General features: G+C 46.0%; 12 protein-coding genes. 7 read left to right on the top strand and 5 right to left on the bottom strand.

The annotated features are described in order from the left end of the window. Window positions 1-91 precede the first annotated feature (91 nt). From BS19_RS02910 to BS19_RS02895, 4 genes are all read right to left on the bottom strand, one after another. The gene (locus BS19_RS02910; protein WP_051686479.1) at window positions 92-2,488 is read right to left on the bottom strand and encodes an ATP-binding protein; all 2,397 of its coding nucleotides are present in this window, start codon (window positions 2,486-2,488) and stop codon (window positions 92-94) included. 306 nt (window positions 2,489-2,794) lie between these two features. After that, complete coding sequence (gene gcvP, locus BS19_RS02905) at window positions 2,795-5,659, bottom strand: aminomethyl-transferring glycine dehydrogenase (protein WP_038173226.1); 2,865 nt, start codon at window positions 5,657-5,659, stop codon at window positions 2,795-2,797. A 121-nt stretch (window positions 5,660-5,780) separates the two neighbouring features. Next, window positions 5,781-6,161 carry a glycine cleavage system protein GcvH gene (gene gcvH / locus BS19_RS02900; RefSeq protein WP_038173225.1) on the bottom strand — a complete coding sequence of 127 codons (381 nt, stop codon included), beginning with the start codon at window positions 6,159-6,161 and terminating at the stop codon, window positions 5,781-5,783. A 35-nt stretch (window positions 6,162-6,196) separates the two neighbouring features. Next, window positions 6,197-7,492: a serine hydroxymethyltransferase gene (locus BS19_RS02895; RefSeq protein WP_038173223.1), complete on the bottom strand. Its 1,296-nt coding sequence runs from the start codon at window positions 7,490-7,492 to the stop codon at window positions 6,197-6,199. A 372-nt stretch (window positions 7,493-7,864) separates the two neighbouring features. Here BS19_RS02895 and BS19_RS02890 point away from each other — a divergent pair, with 372 nt between their 5' ends. The 4 genes from BS19_RS02890 (at window position 7,865) to BS19_RS02875 (ending at window position 11,867) form a co-directional block, all read left to right on the top strand. Further along, window positions 7,865-8,488 carry a helix-turn-helix domain-containing protein gene (locus tag BS19_RS02890; protein ID WP_038173222.1) on the top strand — a complete coding sequence of 208 codons (624 nt, stop codon included), beginning with the start codon at window positions 7,865-7,867 and terminating at the stop codon, window positions 8,486-8,488. Between the two features lie 258 nt (window positions 8,489-8,746). After that, window positions 8,747-9,865, top strand: coding sequence for a glycine cleavage system aminomethyltransferase GcvT (gene gcvT / locus BS19_RS02885; RefSeq protein ID WP_038173221.1), 1,119 nt, complete (start codon window positions 8,747-8,749; stop codon window positions 9,863-9,865). A gap of 169 nt (window positions 9,866-10,034) precedes the next feature. Beyond that, on the top strand, window positions 10,035-11,042 hold the full coding sequence (locus BS19_RS02880) for a S1 family peptidase (RefSeq protein WP_038173220.1): 1,008 nt from the start codon (window positions 10,035-10,037) through the stop codon (window positions 11,040-11,042). A 156-nt stretch (window positions 11,043-11,198) separates the two neighbouring features. Further along, a complete protein-coding gene (locus tag BS19_RS02875; RefSeq protein WP_038173219.1) occupies window positions 11,199-11,867 on the top strand; it encodes a LuxR C-terminal-related transcriptional regulator in 669 nt (222 codons plus the stop codon). 67 nt (window positions 11,868-11,934) lie between these two features. Here BS19_RS02875 and BS19_RS02870 read toward each other — a convergent pair whose 3' ends face one another. Further along, complete coding sequence (locus BS19_RS02870; RefSeq protein ID WP_038173218.1) at window positions 11,935-12,198, bottom strand: DUF3012 domain-containing protein; 264 nt, start codon at window positions 12,196-12,198, stop codon at window positions 11,935-11,937. Between the two features lie 306 nt (window positions 12,199-12,504). Here BS19_RS02870 and rbsD point away from each other — a divergent pair, with 306 nt between their 5' ends. The 3 genes from rbsD to rbsC are packed head-to-tail and all read left to right on the top strand — an operon-like array spanning window position 12,505 to window position 15,434. Then, on the top strand, window positions 12,505-12,924 hold the full coding sequence (gene rbsD, locus BS19_RS02865) for a D-ribose pyranase (protein ID WP_038173564.1): 420 nt from the start codon (window positions 12,505-12,507) through the stop codon (window positions 12,922-12,924). 24 nt (window positions 12,925-12,948) lie between these two features. Further along, window positions 12,949-14,454 carry a ribose ABC transporter ATP-binding protein RbsA gene (rbsA, locus tag BS19_RS02860; protein ID WP_038173217.1) on the top strand — a complete coding sequence of 502 codons (1,506 nt, stop codon included), beginning with the start codon at window positions 12,949-12,951 and terminating at the stop codon, window positions 14,452-14,454. Then, window positions 14,451-15,434 (top strand): ribose ABC transporter permease, encoded by a 984-nt coding sequence (gene rbsC, locus BS19_RS02855; RefSeq protein ID WP_038173216.1) that lies wholly within the window; start codon window positions 14,451-14,453, stop codon window positions 15,432-15,434. Before rbsA ends, rbsC begins: the two co-directional genes overlap by 4 nt. Window positions 15,435-15,461: the final 27 nt, after the last annotated feature.

The following is a 15,461-nucleotide window of genomic DNA, read 5'->3' as shown; positions in this document are numbered from 1 at the left end:
GTAAGTGGTTAGCCATAGAGTTTAACCCTGTTCATCAATGTGCCTGTCCATTACTGGTGGGTGACGACAACAATCATGGTACTCATTGCATCTAATGACGTAATATAGCCAGCTTCTCCATTAATACTTCTCGTTTGAATGGCTTAGGAATATAGTCATCCATCCCACTCTTGTAGCAATTTTGAATATCATCATCGAGCACTGCAGCAGTGAGAGCAATAATGGGGGTTCGTTTGAGATCTTGCTGTTGCTCGAACGCCCTAATTGCTTTGGTTGCTTCAAACCCATCTAACACTGGCATTACACAATCCATCAGTATAAGACCAATATTCTCATGGTCCTGCTCGAATATCTCGACGGCCTCTTGGCCATTGTTAGCGATGACGAAATCAATTGACTGTTTTTGAAGGTTAAGAGTTACAACTTGCTGGTTCACTCTGTTATCGTCAACCACTAATACCTTGAAGGCACTTTGGCTCTTCGTGGTAGCTCTTGGCTGCGAAGCCTCGACATTACGCAAGTCACGAAGTGTCTTCAAAAGTCGTTGACCAAATAGAGGACTCGTGAGGAAAGCAGAAACCTCGAGATCGTTTGTATCAACGAGATGCCTGTTATCACAAATAAAAACCAAGTCCTGTTGAGAAAATTTACGTTTCAGTGCTTGGTACTGAGTATGATCGTCAAATAATACCACCGTATCTTCAGGGATAACGGTCGTTTCAATTTTGCCATTCGCCAGCGTCATGGTTTCGATGCTGTAACGAGTCAGGTCAGACTCCAGAAGGGGGTTCGGGCTGTCTGAGAAGTAACAAGTTGCGACGTGTATGTCATTGCTCATTTGATGGCTATCTTTCTCAAATTCAAGTTCAAACCTGAATTCGCTGCCGAGTCCCTTTACCGATATCAGCTCAACTTTACCCCCCATCATGGCTACCATCTTTGAACAGATAGAGAGGCCTAAACCGGTACCACCGTAGTCTTTTGATGTGGTCACGTGCTCTTGTTTGAACTCTTCAAACACTTGCTGCTGCTTCGTTTCATCGATGCCAATGCCAGTATCTTTAACTGAAAAGCTGATAGTCACTGTACTGTCGGTCTGGCTAGTAAGTTGAAGCGAAAAGGTGATACATCCTATCTCCGTAAATTTGATTGCATTTGAAGCCAGATTCATCAGCGTTTGGCGAAGTTTTTGCTCATCCGCCTTGATATAGTCAGGTAGTTTTGGGTCAAGATCTATGTGTATATCTAACGACTTCTGCTGAGCTTTTGGAGCGATAAGGGCTGCGGTGTCGAAAATAGTTTCTTTGATCGCGGTGGTATGAAGGCAAATCTCTATATGACCGGACTCTATTTTTGATAGGTCCAAGATGTCATTAATCAGCATCAACAAGGTTTGCGAAGAGGCGTTGATTGTTGCTAGGTAATCTTTTTGTATTGCACTTAACCGTGAGTCTCTGAGAATCTCAGTCATGCCTATAATGCCATTAAGTGGTGTGCGGATCTCATGAGACATATTTGTCAAAAAGGCACTTTTAGCTTGATTGGCTTTTTGCTCATGCTCACGGGCATCAATCAGCTGTTGTTCCAGTCTTGAGGTTTGGCGAGTGACATAAAACAATATCAGCAGAATGGATGCGACGAGCAGAATCAATGCGAGGAAACGATAATTTTCATACATCGCGACTTGGTTGTTAACGTGGACAGGCAAAACATTGAAAAGCGTATTTAAAGTCTCCTCCAACTGATGAATGGTCGTCCTTAGCTCTCCTAGCTGACCTTGGTTGTGTGAATAGCCAAACTGTTCATAAGCGCCACGCAGGGCATAAAAGGCGAGCCGAAACTCTTGGAAATGACGAGATAGCTCAACGTTTGCACCATCATTGATAATCTGCAACTGCATCTGCTCTAAACTACGTTCAATTTTCGCTAATACACTTGGGTTAAAATCAGAGAAAAACTGATACATCAGATCTTGTGCAGAAAGCACCATAACGTTGAGTTGTTTTGACTCTTCGTCAATGAGAATTCGCTCAAAAGCCAATGTTTTGTTCTTGAGGTTGTCGATCAAACCTTTGTTATCAGTGGTTCCGTATATAAGTAGTACCACATCCGCTAACTGGTAAAAACGTTGGACATAGCTATCTAGATAATTCAACGCTTGCTGACCGTCATAATCCGACTCGATACCAGAACTCGCGATGTTGGCATTTATGCGCTCAAACTGACTTAAAATATGCTGATAGGCTTGTTCCATCTCCTCAAGGTATTCTTTATCAACCCTCGCAATAAAATCTTTCTCGTGGCGGCGCATCATTAACATCGAGTTGGATGCCGCTAAAATATCGTTTTGGAATTCGACAAGTTTATTCTTCGTTTGAACCAAAGCTCGATCGGTATAGAAGAATATGACGAGTAGCGAAACAATCGTCAAAGCGCCGATGATCAACGTTTTTCGAATTGTTTTTGTTTGAGTTGATTGTGTATTCACCTTGATTTCATTCCCTGCGGTGTCATTCACCCTGCCTTATTCAGTGTAAACTAAAAATGAAATGGTATGGCATTGTTGATTTATAAATCAGGTTTTTAGCGAAGGCTTCTCCTCGCTAATATTCCGTTAGTAAGGTGGCGAGATGTTTGGTGATTGAGCAATAATGTCGGGCAGTCGTTGTAGAGAATTTGAGCTGACGTAGGTCTTAAGATGAACCATTGGCCTTGATTAGGGAGAAAAAAATAGACAAACCGGAGTTTGTCTATTTTTATTACGTTGCCCCAATATTTGGGCACAAAGTGATAATTACTCTTCGTAGTTATCGATACTTGGGCACGAACAGATCAGGTTGCGGTCGCCGTAGACGTTATCGACGCGGTTAACCGTTGGCCAGTACTTCCAAGATTTAGTTGCAACCGATGGGAAGCAGCCAGTCTCGCGAGAATATGGGCGATCCCATTCCTCTTTTGCAAGATCCACTTGAGTGTGCGGTGCTTTGACTAATGGATTGTTGTCCAGTGGCCATTCACCCTCTTTGACTTTGCGCATCTCATCACGAATCGCGATCATCGCCTCACAGAAGCGGTCTAGCTCTTCAAGATCTTCTGACTCTGTCGGTTCAACCATTAGAGTACCCGCAACTGGGAACGACATGGTTGGCGCGTGGAAACCGTAATCCATCAAGCGCTTAGCGATATCTTCCTCACTGATCCCGGTCTCTTCTTTTAGCGGACGAATATCAATAATACATTCGTGCGCGACGCGGCCGTTTTTACCACGGTAAAGAACCGGATAGTGCGGACGCAGACGCTCCATCACGTAGTTGGCGTTAAGAATCGCCACTTTGGTTGCGTCTGTCAGGCCAGCTTCACCCATCATGGCAATATAAGCCCACGAGATAGGCAAAATTGATGCACTGCCAAGGTCGGCTGCAGCAACGGCAAACGCTTCGCCTTCAACACCGTTCTCGATGTGTCCTGGTAGGAATGGCGCTAGGTGAGATTTAACACCGATAGGTCCCATGCCAGGGCCGCCGCCGCCGTGCGGGATACAGAAAGTCTTGTGCAAGTTAAGGTGCGATACGTCAGAGCCAATAAAGCCAGGCGATGTCAAACCAACCTGAGCGTTCATGTTGGCACCGTCAAGGTAAACTTGGCCGCCAGCGGCGTGAACCATTTCACACACTTCTTTGACTTGCTCTTCATATACACCGTGTGTCGAAGGGTAAGTGATCATGATGCTAGAAAGGTTTTCAGCGTGCTTTTCAATTTTCGCTGCCAGATCGTTGATGTCGATGTTGCCTTCGTCATCACATTTCACCACGACGACTTTCATTGACACCATAGACGCCGTTGCAGGGTTAGTACCGTGCGCTGAGCTTGGGATCAAACAGACGTTACGATGACCTTCACCACGGCTTTCATGATAGCGTTGAATGGCGATAAGACCTGCGTACTCGCCTGATGCGCCCGAGTTTGGTTGCAATGAGAATGCATCGTAGCCTGTGATTTCACACAGCTTCTCTTTAAGATCTTTGGCAAGTGCTGCGTAACCTGCGGCTTGATCTGCTGGAGCAAACGGGTGAATAGAGCCAAATTCTGGCCAAGTCACAGGGATCATTTCAGCAGCAGCGTTAAGCTTCATGGTACAGCTGCCTAGTGGGATCATACCGTGTGTCAGTGAGAAATCTTTATTCTCAAGCTGCTTAAGGTAACGCATCATTTGCGTTTCGCTGTGGTGCGTATTGAACACAGGGTGCGTCAGGTATTTCGACGTGCGGCGTAGTGACTCTGGAATCGCGGCAAATTCGTTGGCAGCGATTTCTGAAGAGAGTGCAGAGACGTCTTGCTTCACGCCAAAGACGGCAAATAGTGCCTTGATGTCGTCAGTCGTGGTTGTTTCGTCAAAACTTACCCCTAATTTGCCATCAAGCTTGCGAAGGTTAAGGTCCGCCGCTTGTGCTTTGGCGTATAGCGCTTCAGTTTGGTCAGCCGAGTTTATCGTGATGGTATCAAAGAAGCTGTTGTGCGCCAGCTCAAAGCCTGACTTAGTCAGACCTGCTGCTAGGATCGCCGTCATATGATGGGTACGACGAGCAATCGTACGTAGGCCTTCTGCGCCGTGGTAGACCGCGTAGAATGAAGCCATATTGGCCAGTAGCGCCTGCGCAGTACAGATATTCGACGTCGCTTTTTCGCGGCGGATGTGCTGCTCACGGGTTTGCATCGCCATACGGAGTGCTTGGTTGCCATGCGAGTCAATCGAAACACCAATCACACGACCAGGCATAGTACGTTTATGCTTATCACGCGTTGCCATAAAGGCGGCGTGTGGGCCACCGTAGCCCATCGGTACACCAAAGCGTTGTGCTGAGCCAATCACCACATCGGCGCCCATTTCACCGGCTGGCTTAAGCAGTGCTGAGGCCAGTAAATCTGTTGCAACAGTAACCAGTGTTTTGTTGGCTTGCGCTTGGGCAATGAGGTCGGTTAGATCACGAACTTCACCCGTTGTACCTGGGTATTGGACTAAAGCACCAAAGGCATCTTGCTCTGGTAGCGAGTCTAGTGAGCCAACGACAACGTCAAAGCCAATGTATTTTGCGCGAGTTTTGACCACTTCGATGGTTTGTGCGTGCACATCATCAGCAACGAAGAACACCTTGCTCTTGCTCTTACCTGCACGTTTACAGAGTGTCATCGCTTCGGCAGCGGCCGTTGCTTCATCAAGCAGTGATGCATTGGCAATATCCATTGCCGTTAAGTCCATCACCATTTGTTGGAAATTAAGCAGTGACTCTAAGCGGCCTTGTGAAATTTCCGGTTGGTAAGGCGTGTACGCGGTGTACCAACCTGGATTTTCTAGTACATTGCGCAAAATGACATTAGGTGTGAAGGTGTTGTAATAACCTTGACCAATGAAAGTACGCTTAACTTGGTTTTGGTTGGCGAACTGTTTCATCGCAACCAACATGTCCGCTTCGCTCTTTGCTTCGGCAAGCGTCATGGGTTGTTCAAGGCGAATTTGCGCCGGAACCGTTTCGTCAATTAGGGCATCGAGGCTTGTCGCCTGGATGGCGGCCAACATTTTCTGTTGATCAGATTGGTTTGGTCCGTTGTGGCGAGCAACAAACTCATTTTGTGTGCTGAGGCTTTGAAGTAATTCAGTCATTGTCCTTTACCTACTCCGTGTTCGGCTTATGGCTATCGTTACTGATATCTCTGGTTATACGTCCGAACTTAGAAAAAAAGCTGCCACCCAAAGTGGGGGGCAGCTTTCCGATTGTTCCTAATTACTCGTCTTCGATTGAGCTTAGGTACTCTTCTGCGTCTTTTAGATTGTCGAGTTCAGATGGGTCAGCCATCTTCACTTTAACAATCCAGCCGCCTTCATAAGGTTCTTCGTTAATAAGCTCTGGGCTATCTTCTAGTTCTTCGTTGATCTCTACAATTTCACCAGTAATAGGTGCGTAGATATCTGAAGCGGCTTTAACAGACTCAACCAGTGAGAAGCTATCACCGGCTTCTATCTCGCTTTCAACTTCTGGAAGGTCAACGAAAACGACGTCACCAAGCATCTCTTGTGCATGTTCTGAAATACCGATCGTTACCGTACCGTCACCGTTGTCACGTACCCACTCGTGGCTATCTGCAAACTTCAGTGTGTTGTCCATTGCTTATTCTCCAAAAATAACTTTGATTAAATTGTTTATTGGTAAAGAGGGAAGCGAGCACACAATAGTTTCACTTCTTTGCGAACGCGTTGCTCGACAGCTTCGTTGCCTTCAGGGTTTTCAACTAACCCATCCAGAACGTCGCCAATCCAATTACCGATAAGTTTGAATTCTTCAGCGCCAAAGCCGCGGCTTGTTCCCGCAGGCGACCCTAAACGGATGCCTGATGTAATCATAGGTTTCTCTGAATCGAACGGGATGCCGTTTTTGTTACATGTGATCCCTGCACGCTCTAATGCTTCTTCGGTCTGATTACCTTTCAAGCCCTTAGGGCGAAGGTCAACCAACATTAGGTGCGTATCTGTTCCGCCAGTCACAATGTCACAACCGCGAGTTTGCAATACTTCAGCGAGAACTTTTGCGTTGTTGATCACTGAATCAATATAAGTTGAAAATTCAGGGCCAAGCGCTTCGCCAAAGGCAACGGCTTTAGCGGCGATAACGTGCATTAGTGGGCCACCTTGCAGACCAGGGAACACGGCGGAATTAATTTTCTTGATGATGTCTTCGTGGTTAGTCAGGATCATGCCGCCACGAGGGCCACGCAACGTTTTGTGTGTTGTTGTAGTAACAACGTGTGCGTGTGGCAGTGGGCTTGGGTGCGCACCGGTGGCAATCAAACCTGCGATGTGCGCCATATCGACCATTAAGATGGCATCGACTTCGTCGGCAATGGCGCGAAACTTAGCAAAATCAATAATACGAGGGATCGCACTGCCGCCTGCAATGATCATTTTCGGCTTGTGTTCTAAAGCCAGAGCGCGCACGTCATCGTAGTTGATTTCTAGTGTTTCGCGATCAACACCATATTGAATGGCATTAAACCATTTACCCGATAGGGCAGGGCGTGCACCGTGAGTTAAATGGCCACCTGCATCAAGCGACATTCCCAAGATGGTATCGCCCGGTTGTAGTAGTGCCAGTTTCACCGCACCATTGGCTTGCGCGCCAGAATGAGATTGAACATTTGCGTATTCACACTTAAATAATCGCTTAGCGCGCTCAATGGCGATCGCTTCAACCGTATCAACGTGTTCACAACCTCCGTAATAACGACGGCCAGGGTAACCTTCTGCATACTTGTTGGTTAGGCAAGTGCCTTGGGCTTGCATTACCGCTTTAGAGACAATGTTCTCTGAAGCGATAAGCTCGATTTGTTCGTTCTGACGAGTGAACTCGGCCTGAATTCCGGCGAAAACAGCGTCGTCTGTAGCAGCAAGGTTAGTAGAGAAAAAATTCTCTAGACTGTGATTTTGAAACGGTTTGTTCATGGTAGATGACCTTCCATTCGTGCCGGCGAGCTTATTATGTGCTTTAGTGATTCTCGTCGGCTCTGCGTTTATTACTGTTCTTATCTACGTAAGAGCAGGGTGAATTTCTGTACCCCAAAATGGTGGGGAAAGCCGATTCCAATCGTTAAAATACCCAACGTTTGGCGTCGGAAATCGCATCTCTACAACTAACAAGTTGGTAACATAGCGGTTGTCGTAACAACAATCAATAAAAAATTTCCTATTGGAAACAAGGTTTCTATTTTTGTTAGCGAGAGCACGGTTTATTTGTTGTTCGTACCTTTCCTCTACTATGCGCTTGGTGCACAATGAAAATCACACAGGATGTAGCTACATATTTAAGAGGGAAGCATGCCCGAAGATATCTATGACGAGTACCCGTCATTGACTCTGGCAAAAGAGTCTATTGATGAAAATATCGAGCCACTGAAACTAGGGCCACGTATAAAAGAGATTCGTAGCAAGTTAGGGATCACCCTTGAAGAGGCCAGTCAGCGTACCGGACTCGCTCGCTCAACGTTAAGCAAAATCGAAAACGAACAAATTTCCCCAACGTTTCAAGCAATGCAGAAACTTGCGATGGGTCTGCAGATAGATATGCCACAACTCTTTGAACCACCAAGAAAAAAAGTGGCGACAGGGCGCAGGGATATTACTAAGTCAGACCAAGGAAAGCCGCATCCGACGCCAACGTATGAACATGAACTGTTGGCGACACAGCTTTCAAATAAAAAAATGATGCCGTTCAAAAGCCAAGTGCATGCCCGCAATTTTGAAGAGTACAGTGATTGGGTTCGTCATGACGGTGAAGAGTTTTTGTTGATCCTATCTGGCTCGGTTATGTTCTACTCAGAGTTCTATGAACCGGTTGAAATGAACCAAGGTGACAGCGTTTATTATGACGCGAATATGGGTCATATGTTGGTTTCAACCAGTGAGAAAGATGCCCATATTCTGTGGGTGACGGCTAAATAATCATCGGATTCGTTGATTTCCGATAGTGGAAGCAACCGTTTGCTTTTGTAACTTAAATCAGTAAAATAGCGCCGTCTTGGTTGAATTGAAGCCAAGGCGGCGCTTATTTTTGTCTGTGATGAATGTGAATATGATGTTAAACATCACATTTTGAATGCTTCTCAACGCGTTGATCGTGCAAATTATCTCCACTCGTGTTTATTATTGGAAACAAGGTTTCCTTGCATGGAAAACGAACCTGATTAAACGGAGACAACAATGACTCAAGAACTACTTAAAACCCCTTTGCATGCATTGCACATTGAAGCCGGTGCGAAGATGGTTCCTTTCGCAGGCTACGATATGCCTGTTCAATATAAGTTGGGTGTCAAGAAAGAGCACTTGCATACTCGTGATGCCGCTGGCCTATTTGATGTGTCACATATGGGGCAGTTACGTCTACACGGTGCCGGCGCGGCCGCGTTTCTTGAGTCTCTAGTTCCTGTCGACATTATCGATCTGCCAAATGGAAATCAGCGTTATGCCTTCTTTACCAATGAGCAAGGCGGCATTATGGATGACCTTATGGTGGCCAACTTAGGTGACCATCTGTTTGTGGTTGTGAACGCCGCTTGTAAAGACCAAGATATCCAGCACCTAGAAGCACACCTTCCAGCAGGTGTTGAACTTGAGATCATTGATGATCGCGCCCTGCTTGCTCTGCAAGGACCGAAAGCGGTGGACGTGCTTAAGCGTTTTAATGCTGATGTCGCAGACATGGTGTTTATGGATGTTAAAAAGCTCGAGCTACTGGGTGTGGAGTGTATTATCAGCCGCAGCGGTTACACGGGTGAAGATGGTTATGAAATTTCAGTGCCGAACACACACGCTGAACAGTTAGCGCAACAACTCACGGCAGAACAAGAAGTCGAGTGGATTGGTTTGGGCGCACGCGATTCATTGCGTCTGGAATGTGGCTTGTGCCTGTATGGTCATGACTTAGACACAACCACCACGCCTGTCGAGGCGAGCCTACTATGGGGTATTCAAAAAGTACGCCGCATTGGTGGTGAGCGCGAAGCTGGCTTCCCTGGCGCTGATATCATTCTTAACCAAATTGAAACTAAGGATGTATCACGTAAGCGCGTTGGCCTAGTTGGTCAAACCAAAGCACCAGTCCGTGAAGGTACAGAGCTGTTTGACGCACAAGATAACAAAATCGGCGTTGTCACCAGTGGTACTGCAGGTCCAAATGCGGGCAAACCCGTGTCCATGGCATATGTTCGCGCCGATTTAGCCGCCATTGGGACCGAGCTTTTTGCTGATGTACGTGGTAAAAAGCTACCGATGACGGTTGAGAAAATGCCATTTGTGCCACAGCGCTATTATCGTGGCTAGTCAGCAGCGGCGAAACGGTATATAAATAGTAAACCTCTCTAATTTGAGAGGTTTTTTTTGTAAAAGAATAAATAATCAATGGTTAGTTTATCACGACAGTAATTTGAACTATCTATTATTGCGCCACGTAAACTAAACTTAAAATGGAACTTGTCATTAGGATGTTGGTATGAGTAGGTTAGTATCTCTGATGTTGTTATGCTTATTATCATTTGGCGCGAATGCCGTTGATATCAAGCCCTACATCGTTAATGGCTCGACGGCGAACATCTCTAATTATCCCTCCTTTGCCAGTCTTTTTTATCGCAATGGTAATAGCTATAGCACATCAGCCTACTGCGGTGCGACTATGATTAATTCGCAATATGTATTGACGGCCGCGCACTGCATTTATAATGACAATAATCTCATGCTCTATACGGTGGTAGCGCCTCAGCTCGAAGACGAAAGCAACTTCCTCTCCAATCAGCAAGCCAAAGCGCAGGCTTTTTACTACCCAGACAATTATGTTAATTCTGAGCTAGAGCGGTGGCCAAACGATATCGCCATCATCAAACTAGAAACGCCTCTGGTCATTTCGAATTACTCTTACCTCATTAACACCACGGTGAATAATTCTTTCGCGACCAACGATGATTATAAAGCCGTTGGACATGGCTACACTGAGGAAGGCGTAGAGGGTGGCACACAACTGCTGCAAACCTCTCTTACTTACGTTGACACTGCCACTTGTCAAAGTGTGTTTGGCAGTCAGATTTCATCAAGCCAACTCTGTTTTGACGGAGCACTAGGTAGCACCTACAAAAATGCGACCTGCAGTGGAGATTCGGGGGGCCCTGTCTATTGGTATAGCGGGGGGCAATACATCCAAATCGGTATCACCAGTTTTGGCCCCGCCACCTGTGGAGACAGCAGTATAAATGTCACCTCGGTGTTTACCGATGTGTATGATTACCAAAGCTGGATATTGCGTGTTGTCAACGGCTTAGAAACGCCTAAAGCTTATGTAGAGGTGCGTGATGGTACACGCGTACTGATCAATAATGATACTGGTGGCGCTCAATCGTCGGTTGCTCAATCTGGTGGCGGTGGTGGCTCTCTACCTACGTCGACGCTGGTGGTGCTAGTGCTTATTGCGTACCAGCGTTTTCGCTATCGTTTACACGTTAGTATGTAATTTATCACTCTTCTTACAAATGAGAATAACAGCTTAAATTCATGAAATTTATCTATGTTTTCGCTAATTTGCTACGAAAAGCGCTAATCAACCTGTTGACTATTCCTCACTAAACGATAGGTTTAACCCGAAGTTTCTTTTCGCAGGGTTAACGTTATGGCTAGCAATGACATCTACAAAGTCACACTCATTTCTGATGTGAGTATGCAATCTAAATTATTAAAAGATTCATTGGAAAAAGGGCTTAATTTACATGTGAGTATCGTGACAGCAGATTCGCTGCAAAATAGCGTATCAGGAGACTCAGTGTTAGGCGACTTAGTGCTTATTGATTATCACTATCTTGATGAGAGCAAGTTTGAGAGTTACAACTTCGCCAAAGGGCAAAGCCAATCTTCGGTTAAGGAGATCGTGTTTAATTGCCCAGCTGACGCACCATCAAGTGAGTTGTTTAAGTGGCGCAATTTGGTTGGGGTGTTTTATCTCGATGATGAATTGCCTCTGCTGCTTAAGGGCATGGAAAAAGTCATGCAAGACGAGATGTGGCTGTCACGCAAGGTTGCCCAAGATTATATCGAACATTTCCGCTGCGCAAATACAGTGACGACGTCGAAAGCCTATGCCAACCTCACTAAGCGCGAGAAGGAAATTATGCGTTTGTTAGGCCATGGTGCGTCTAACATTGAAATTGCTGATGAATTGTTTGTCAGTGAAAACACCGTCAAAACCCACCTCCACAATATCTTCAAGAAAATTAACGCGAAAAATCGTTTGCAAGCCTTGCTGTGGGCGAACAACAATATTTCACTTGAAGAGCGCGTCTAACCGTCGCGATAGCTCACATAGCTAACAAGGTCTGGTATTTTGCCAGACCTTGTTATTCACTCAGCGATCAGAAAATGCAGTGTTTGGCGTAGCTGGTTGCTTCGTTACTGCTCCAGTCGCCTTTAGGTTTGTCTTCCAAACTATTGCACCACGGCTCACTACCGACCGCATCTAACAAAACACAATGTTTAGCATAGTCCATTGCTCCCTGAGCACTCCATTCACTCTTGGTGGTATCTGCCATTTTATCGCACCAAGCTTGTGTACCGATCTCATCTTGACATGCGCTGAGTAGCACAAGTGCGCTAAGTGACCATAGCGTTTTCATCATTGTCGTATTCCTAAAGTGGTTTGGTTCAACTATACCAATATTTGATAAAAAGTCTGTTTGGCGGGGGTAAAAATGGCTATTTTACTTGCTGATGAATTTGTCACTTGGTGATAGGGATCACTGAGTAAAAGAGAGTTTATCAGTGTAAAAAGATCCATTTCACATTCTTGTTATTGACCGCTCGCATATTTGGAGTCAGCCATTATTATTTCATCGAAACGTTTCGATGAGTTGTTTCCTACGAATAAAAAGTACTTTTTGAAGCGCTCATGGTTAAACAAACGTCTATTTTTTAAGGTCGATGAGATGAAAAAACACACCCTACTAAATTCAGAGCTGTCCTATTTGGTGGCCACTCTGGGTCACACCGATGAAATCACGATCTGTGATGCAGGTTTACCGATCCCTGAACAGGTTCAGCGCATTGACTTAGCATTAACTCATGGGGTGCCTTCATTTCTTGAAACGGTAAGAGTGATTCTGTCTGAGTCACAGATAGAGGGAGTGATCATCGCACAAGAGTTTAAAACGGTCAGCCCGACTCATCACGATGCGCTGATTCGAGAACTTGCGCTAGAGAGTGAGTCAATCGGTAAAGAGATCGCGATTCATTACGTTTCTCACGACGAATTTAAACATCGCAGTGCGCAAAGCCGAGCCATTGTCCGCACCGGTGAATGCACGCCGTATGCGAACGTTATATTTCAAGCTGGCGTTGTTTTCTAAACGAAGCAACAGGAAGGAAGCATTATGACTCAAGCCATATTACAACTAAGTGAGATTGAGAAAGCTTTTCCCGGTGTTAAGGCGCTAGATAAAGCGAGCCTGAATGTTTACCCAGGCCGTGTCATGGCGCTGATGGGCGAAAATGGTGCAGGTAAGTCGACCTTAATGAAAGTGTTGACGGGCATTTATACTCTAGATGCAGGCTCGATCCACTACCTAAGTGAACCTGCGGCGTTTAAAGGTCCGCGTGACTCGCAGCAAGCGGGCATCAGTATTATCCATCAGGAACTGAACCTAATTCCCGAGTTGACCATCGCCGAGAACATTTTCTTAGGCCGTGAATTCACCAATGCATTTGGTGGGATTCAGTGGCAAAAAATGTACGCAGAAGCCGATAAGTTGCTCGCTAGGCTGAACGTGAAACACAGTTCAAAAACCCTGTTAGGTGACTTGAGCTTGGGCGAACAGCAGATGGTCGAAATTGCCAAAGCGCTGTCGTTCAAGTCAAAAGTGATCATCATGGATGAGCCTACGGACGCACTGACAGACACTGAAACAGAGTCTTTGTTTAACGTTATTCACGAGTTGCGCGCGCAGGGGTGTGGCATTGTTTACATCTCGCACCGATTAAAAGAAATATTCCAAATCTGCGATGACATCACTGTGCTGCGCGATGGCAAGTTCATTGGTCAATGCCTTGTCAGTGACACTGATGAAGATGGCCTGATTGAGATGATGGTGGGGCGTAAACTTGATGAGCAGTACCCACGCATTGATGTGCGCCATGGCGATACGTGTCTTGAAGTGGTTGGCCTGACTGGGTCGGGTGTTCATGATGTGAGTTTCACTCTCAAACGTGGTGAGATCTTGGGTGTGTCTGGCTTGATGGGCGCAGGACGTACTGAACTGATGAAAGTGATTTACGGCGCACTGCCAAGTGAGCGAGGTGTGATTAACCTCGACAATAAAACCATTAACCCTATCTCTCCTCAAGATGGATTAGCCAACGGCATCGCCTATATTTCGGAAGACCGCAAAGGTGAAGGTCTGGTGCTTGGCTTGTCGGTTAAAGACAACATGTCGCTATGCGCTTTAGACAAGCTGACCAAGGGTGGCCGAATTCAGCATGATCAAGAAGCGATCGCGGTCGAAGACTTCATTAAGCTGTTTAATATCAAAACGCCAACTCGTGAGCAGATCATCGGTAACTTGTCGGGGGGGAACCAACAAAAAGTTGCGATCGCGAAAGGTTTGATGACCAAACCCAAAGTGTTGATTTTAGATGAGCCAACGCGCGGTGTTGATGTTGGAGCGAAGAAAGAAATCTATCAATTGATCAATAAATTTAAAGCCGATGGCATGAGCATTATTCTGGTTTCATCGGAAATGCCTGAAGTGCTAGGTATGAGTGACCGCATCATGGTGATGCATGAAGGTCGAATCAGTGGTGTATTTGACGCCAAAGACGCGGATCAAGAAACACTTCTTGCTTGTGCCGTAGGAAAAAAAATTAACGAGGAAGCAGCATGAGTATCGATACCATGAGCAAATCAAGCCCAACCCACAACAAAAAGCTGCTTAGTAAAGAGTGGCTAATTGAGCAAAAGTCGTTGATTGCGTTACTTTTGTTAATTGCTGTTGTCTCATTTTTGAACCCCAATTTTTTTACGCTCGATAATATCCTCAACATTTTGCGTCAAACATCGGTCAACGCGATCATTGCGGTGGGGATGACATTGGTCATTTTAACCGCTGGTATTGATTTAAGTGTCGGCTCGGTGCTGGCATTGTGTGGCGCTTTTGCCGCGAGTTTGATCGGGCTTGAAGTACCAGTGTTGATAGCGGTGCCGACCGCGCTGATTGCCGGTGCTGCTCTTGGTGCCATCAGCGGTATCATAATTGCCAAAGGCAAAGTGCAAGCTTTCATTGCTACGTTAGTGACCATGACCCTGCTACGCGGTGTGACTATGGTCTACACTGATGGTCGACCTATTTCAACAGGCTTTACTGACACGGCTGACGCGTTCGCCTGGTTCGGTACTGGTTATGCGTTAGGTATTCCCGTTCCTGTCTGGATGATGGTGATTGTGTTTGCTGCGGTTTGGTATTTACTCAATCACACCCGTTTTGGCCGTTACGTCTATGCGTTAGGCGGTAACGAATCGGCAACGCGTCTATCGGGCATCAATGTGGATCGTGTCAAAATTGGTGTCTACGCAATTTGTGGTTTACTAGCGGCACTTGCGGGCATCATTGTGACTTCACGTCTGTCTTCAGCGCAACCAACGGCTGGTATGGGCTATGAGCTTGATGCTATCGCTGCGGTGGTACTTGGCGGTACCAGTTTGATGGGGGGTAAAGGTCGCATTATGGGAACCTTGATCGGTGCACTGATTATTGGTTTCCTCAACAACGCCCTGAACCTACTCGATGTTTCCTCCTACTTCCAAATGATCGCAAAAGCAGTGGTTATCTTACTGGCGGTATTGGTAGACAACAAAAACAAGTAAAACATAACAAAACTAAAACGGGTCAAG

The sequence above is a fragment of the Vibrio pacinii DSM 19139 genome (genome assembly GCF_000711795.1).
GTDB classification, from domain to species: domain Bacteria; phylum Pseudomonadota; class Gammaproteobacteria; order Enterobacterales; family Vibrionaceae; genus Vibrio; species Vibrio pacinii.
The sequence above is the reverse complement of the archived record's forward strand: the minus strand, read 5'-3'. Positions and strand labels throughout refer to the sequence as shown.

Excerpts from the sequence above, each read along its gene's own strand:
- rbsA (WP_038173217.1), top strand. The coding sequence starts at position 12,949 with ATGACTCAAGCCATATTACAACTAAGTGAGATTGAGAAAGCTTTTCCC.
- gcvP (WP_038173226.1), bottom strand. The coding sequence starts at position 5,659 with ATGACTGAATTACTTCAAAGCCTCAGCACACAAAATGAGTTTGTTGCT.
- rbsC (WP_038173216.1), top strand. The coding sequence starts at position 14,451 with ATGAGTATCGATACCATGAGCAAATCAAGCCCAACCCACAACAAAAAG.
- rbsD (WP_038173564.1), top strand. The coding sequence starts at position 12,505 with ATGAAAAAACACACCCTACTAAATTCAGAGCTGTCCTATTTGGTGGCC.
- BS19_RS02880 (WP_038173220.1), top strand. The coding sequence starts at position 10,035 with ATGAGTAGGTTAGTATCTCTGATGTTGTTATGCTTATTATCATTTGGC.
- BS19_RS02895 (WP_038173223.1), bottom strand. The coding sequence starts at position 7,492 with ATGAACAAACCGTTTCAAAATCACAGTCTAGAGAATTTTTTCTCTACT.
- gcvT (WP_038173221.1), top strand. The coding sequence starts at position 8,747 with ATGACTCAAGAACTACTTAAAACCCCTTTGCATGCATTGCACATTGAA.
- BS19_RS02875 (WP_038173219.1), top strand. The coding sequence starts at position 11,199 with ATGGCTAGCAATGACATCTACAAAGTCACACTCATTTCTGATGTGAGT.
- gcvH (WP_038173225.1), bottom strand. The coding sequence starts at position 6,161 with ATGGACAACACACTGAAGTTTGCAGATAGCCACGAGTGGGTACGTGAC.
- BS19_RS02890 (WP_038173222.1), top strand. The coding sequence starts at position 7,865 with ATGCCCGAAGATATCTATGACGAGTACCCGTCATTGACTCTGGCAAAA.
- BS19_RS02870 (WP_038173218.1), bottom strand. The coding sequence starts at position 12,198 with ATGATGAAAACGCTATGGTCACTTAGCGCACTTGTGCTACTCAGCGCA.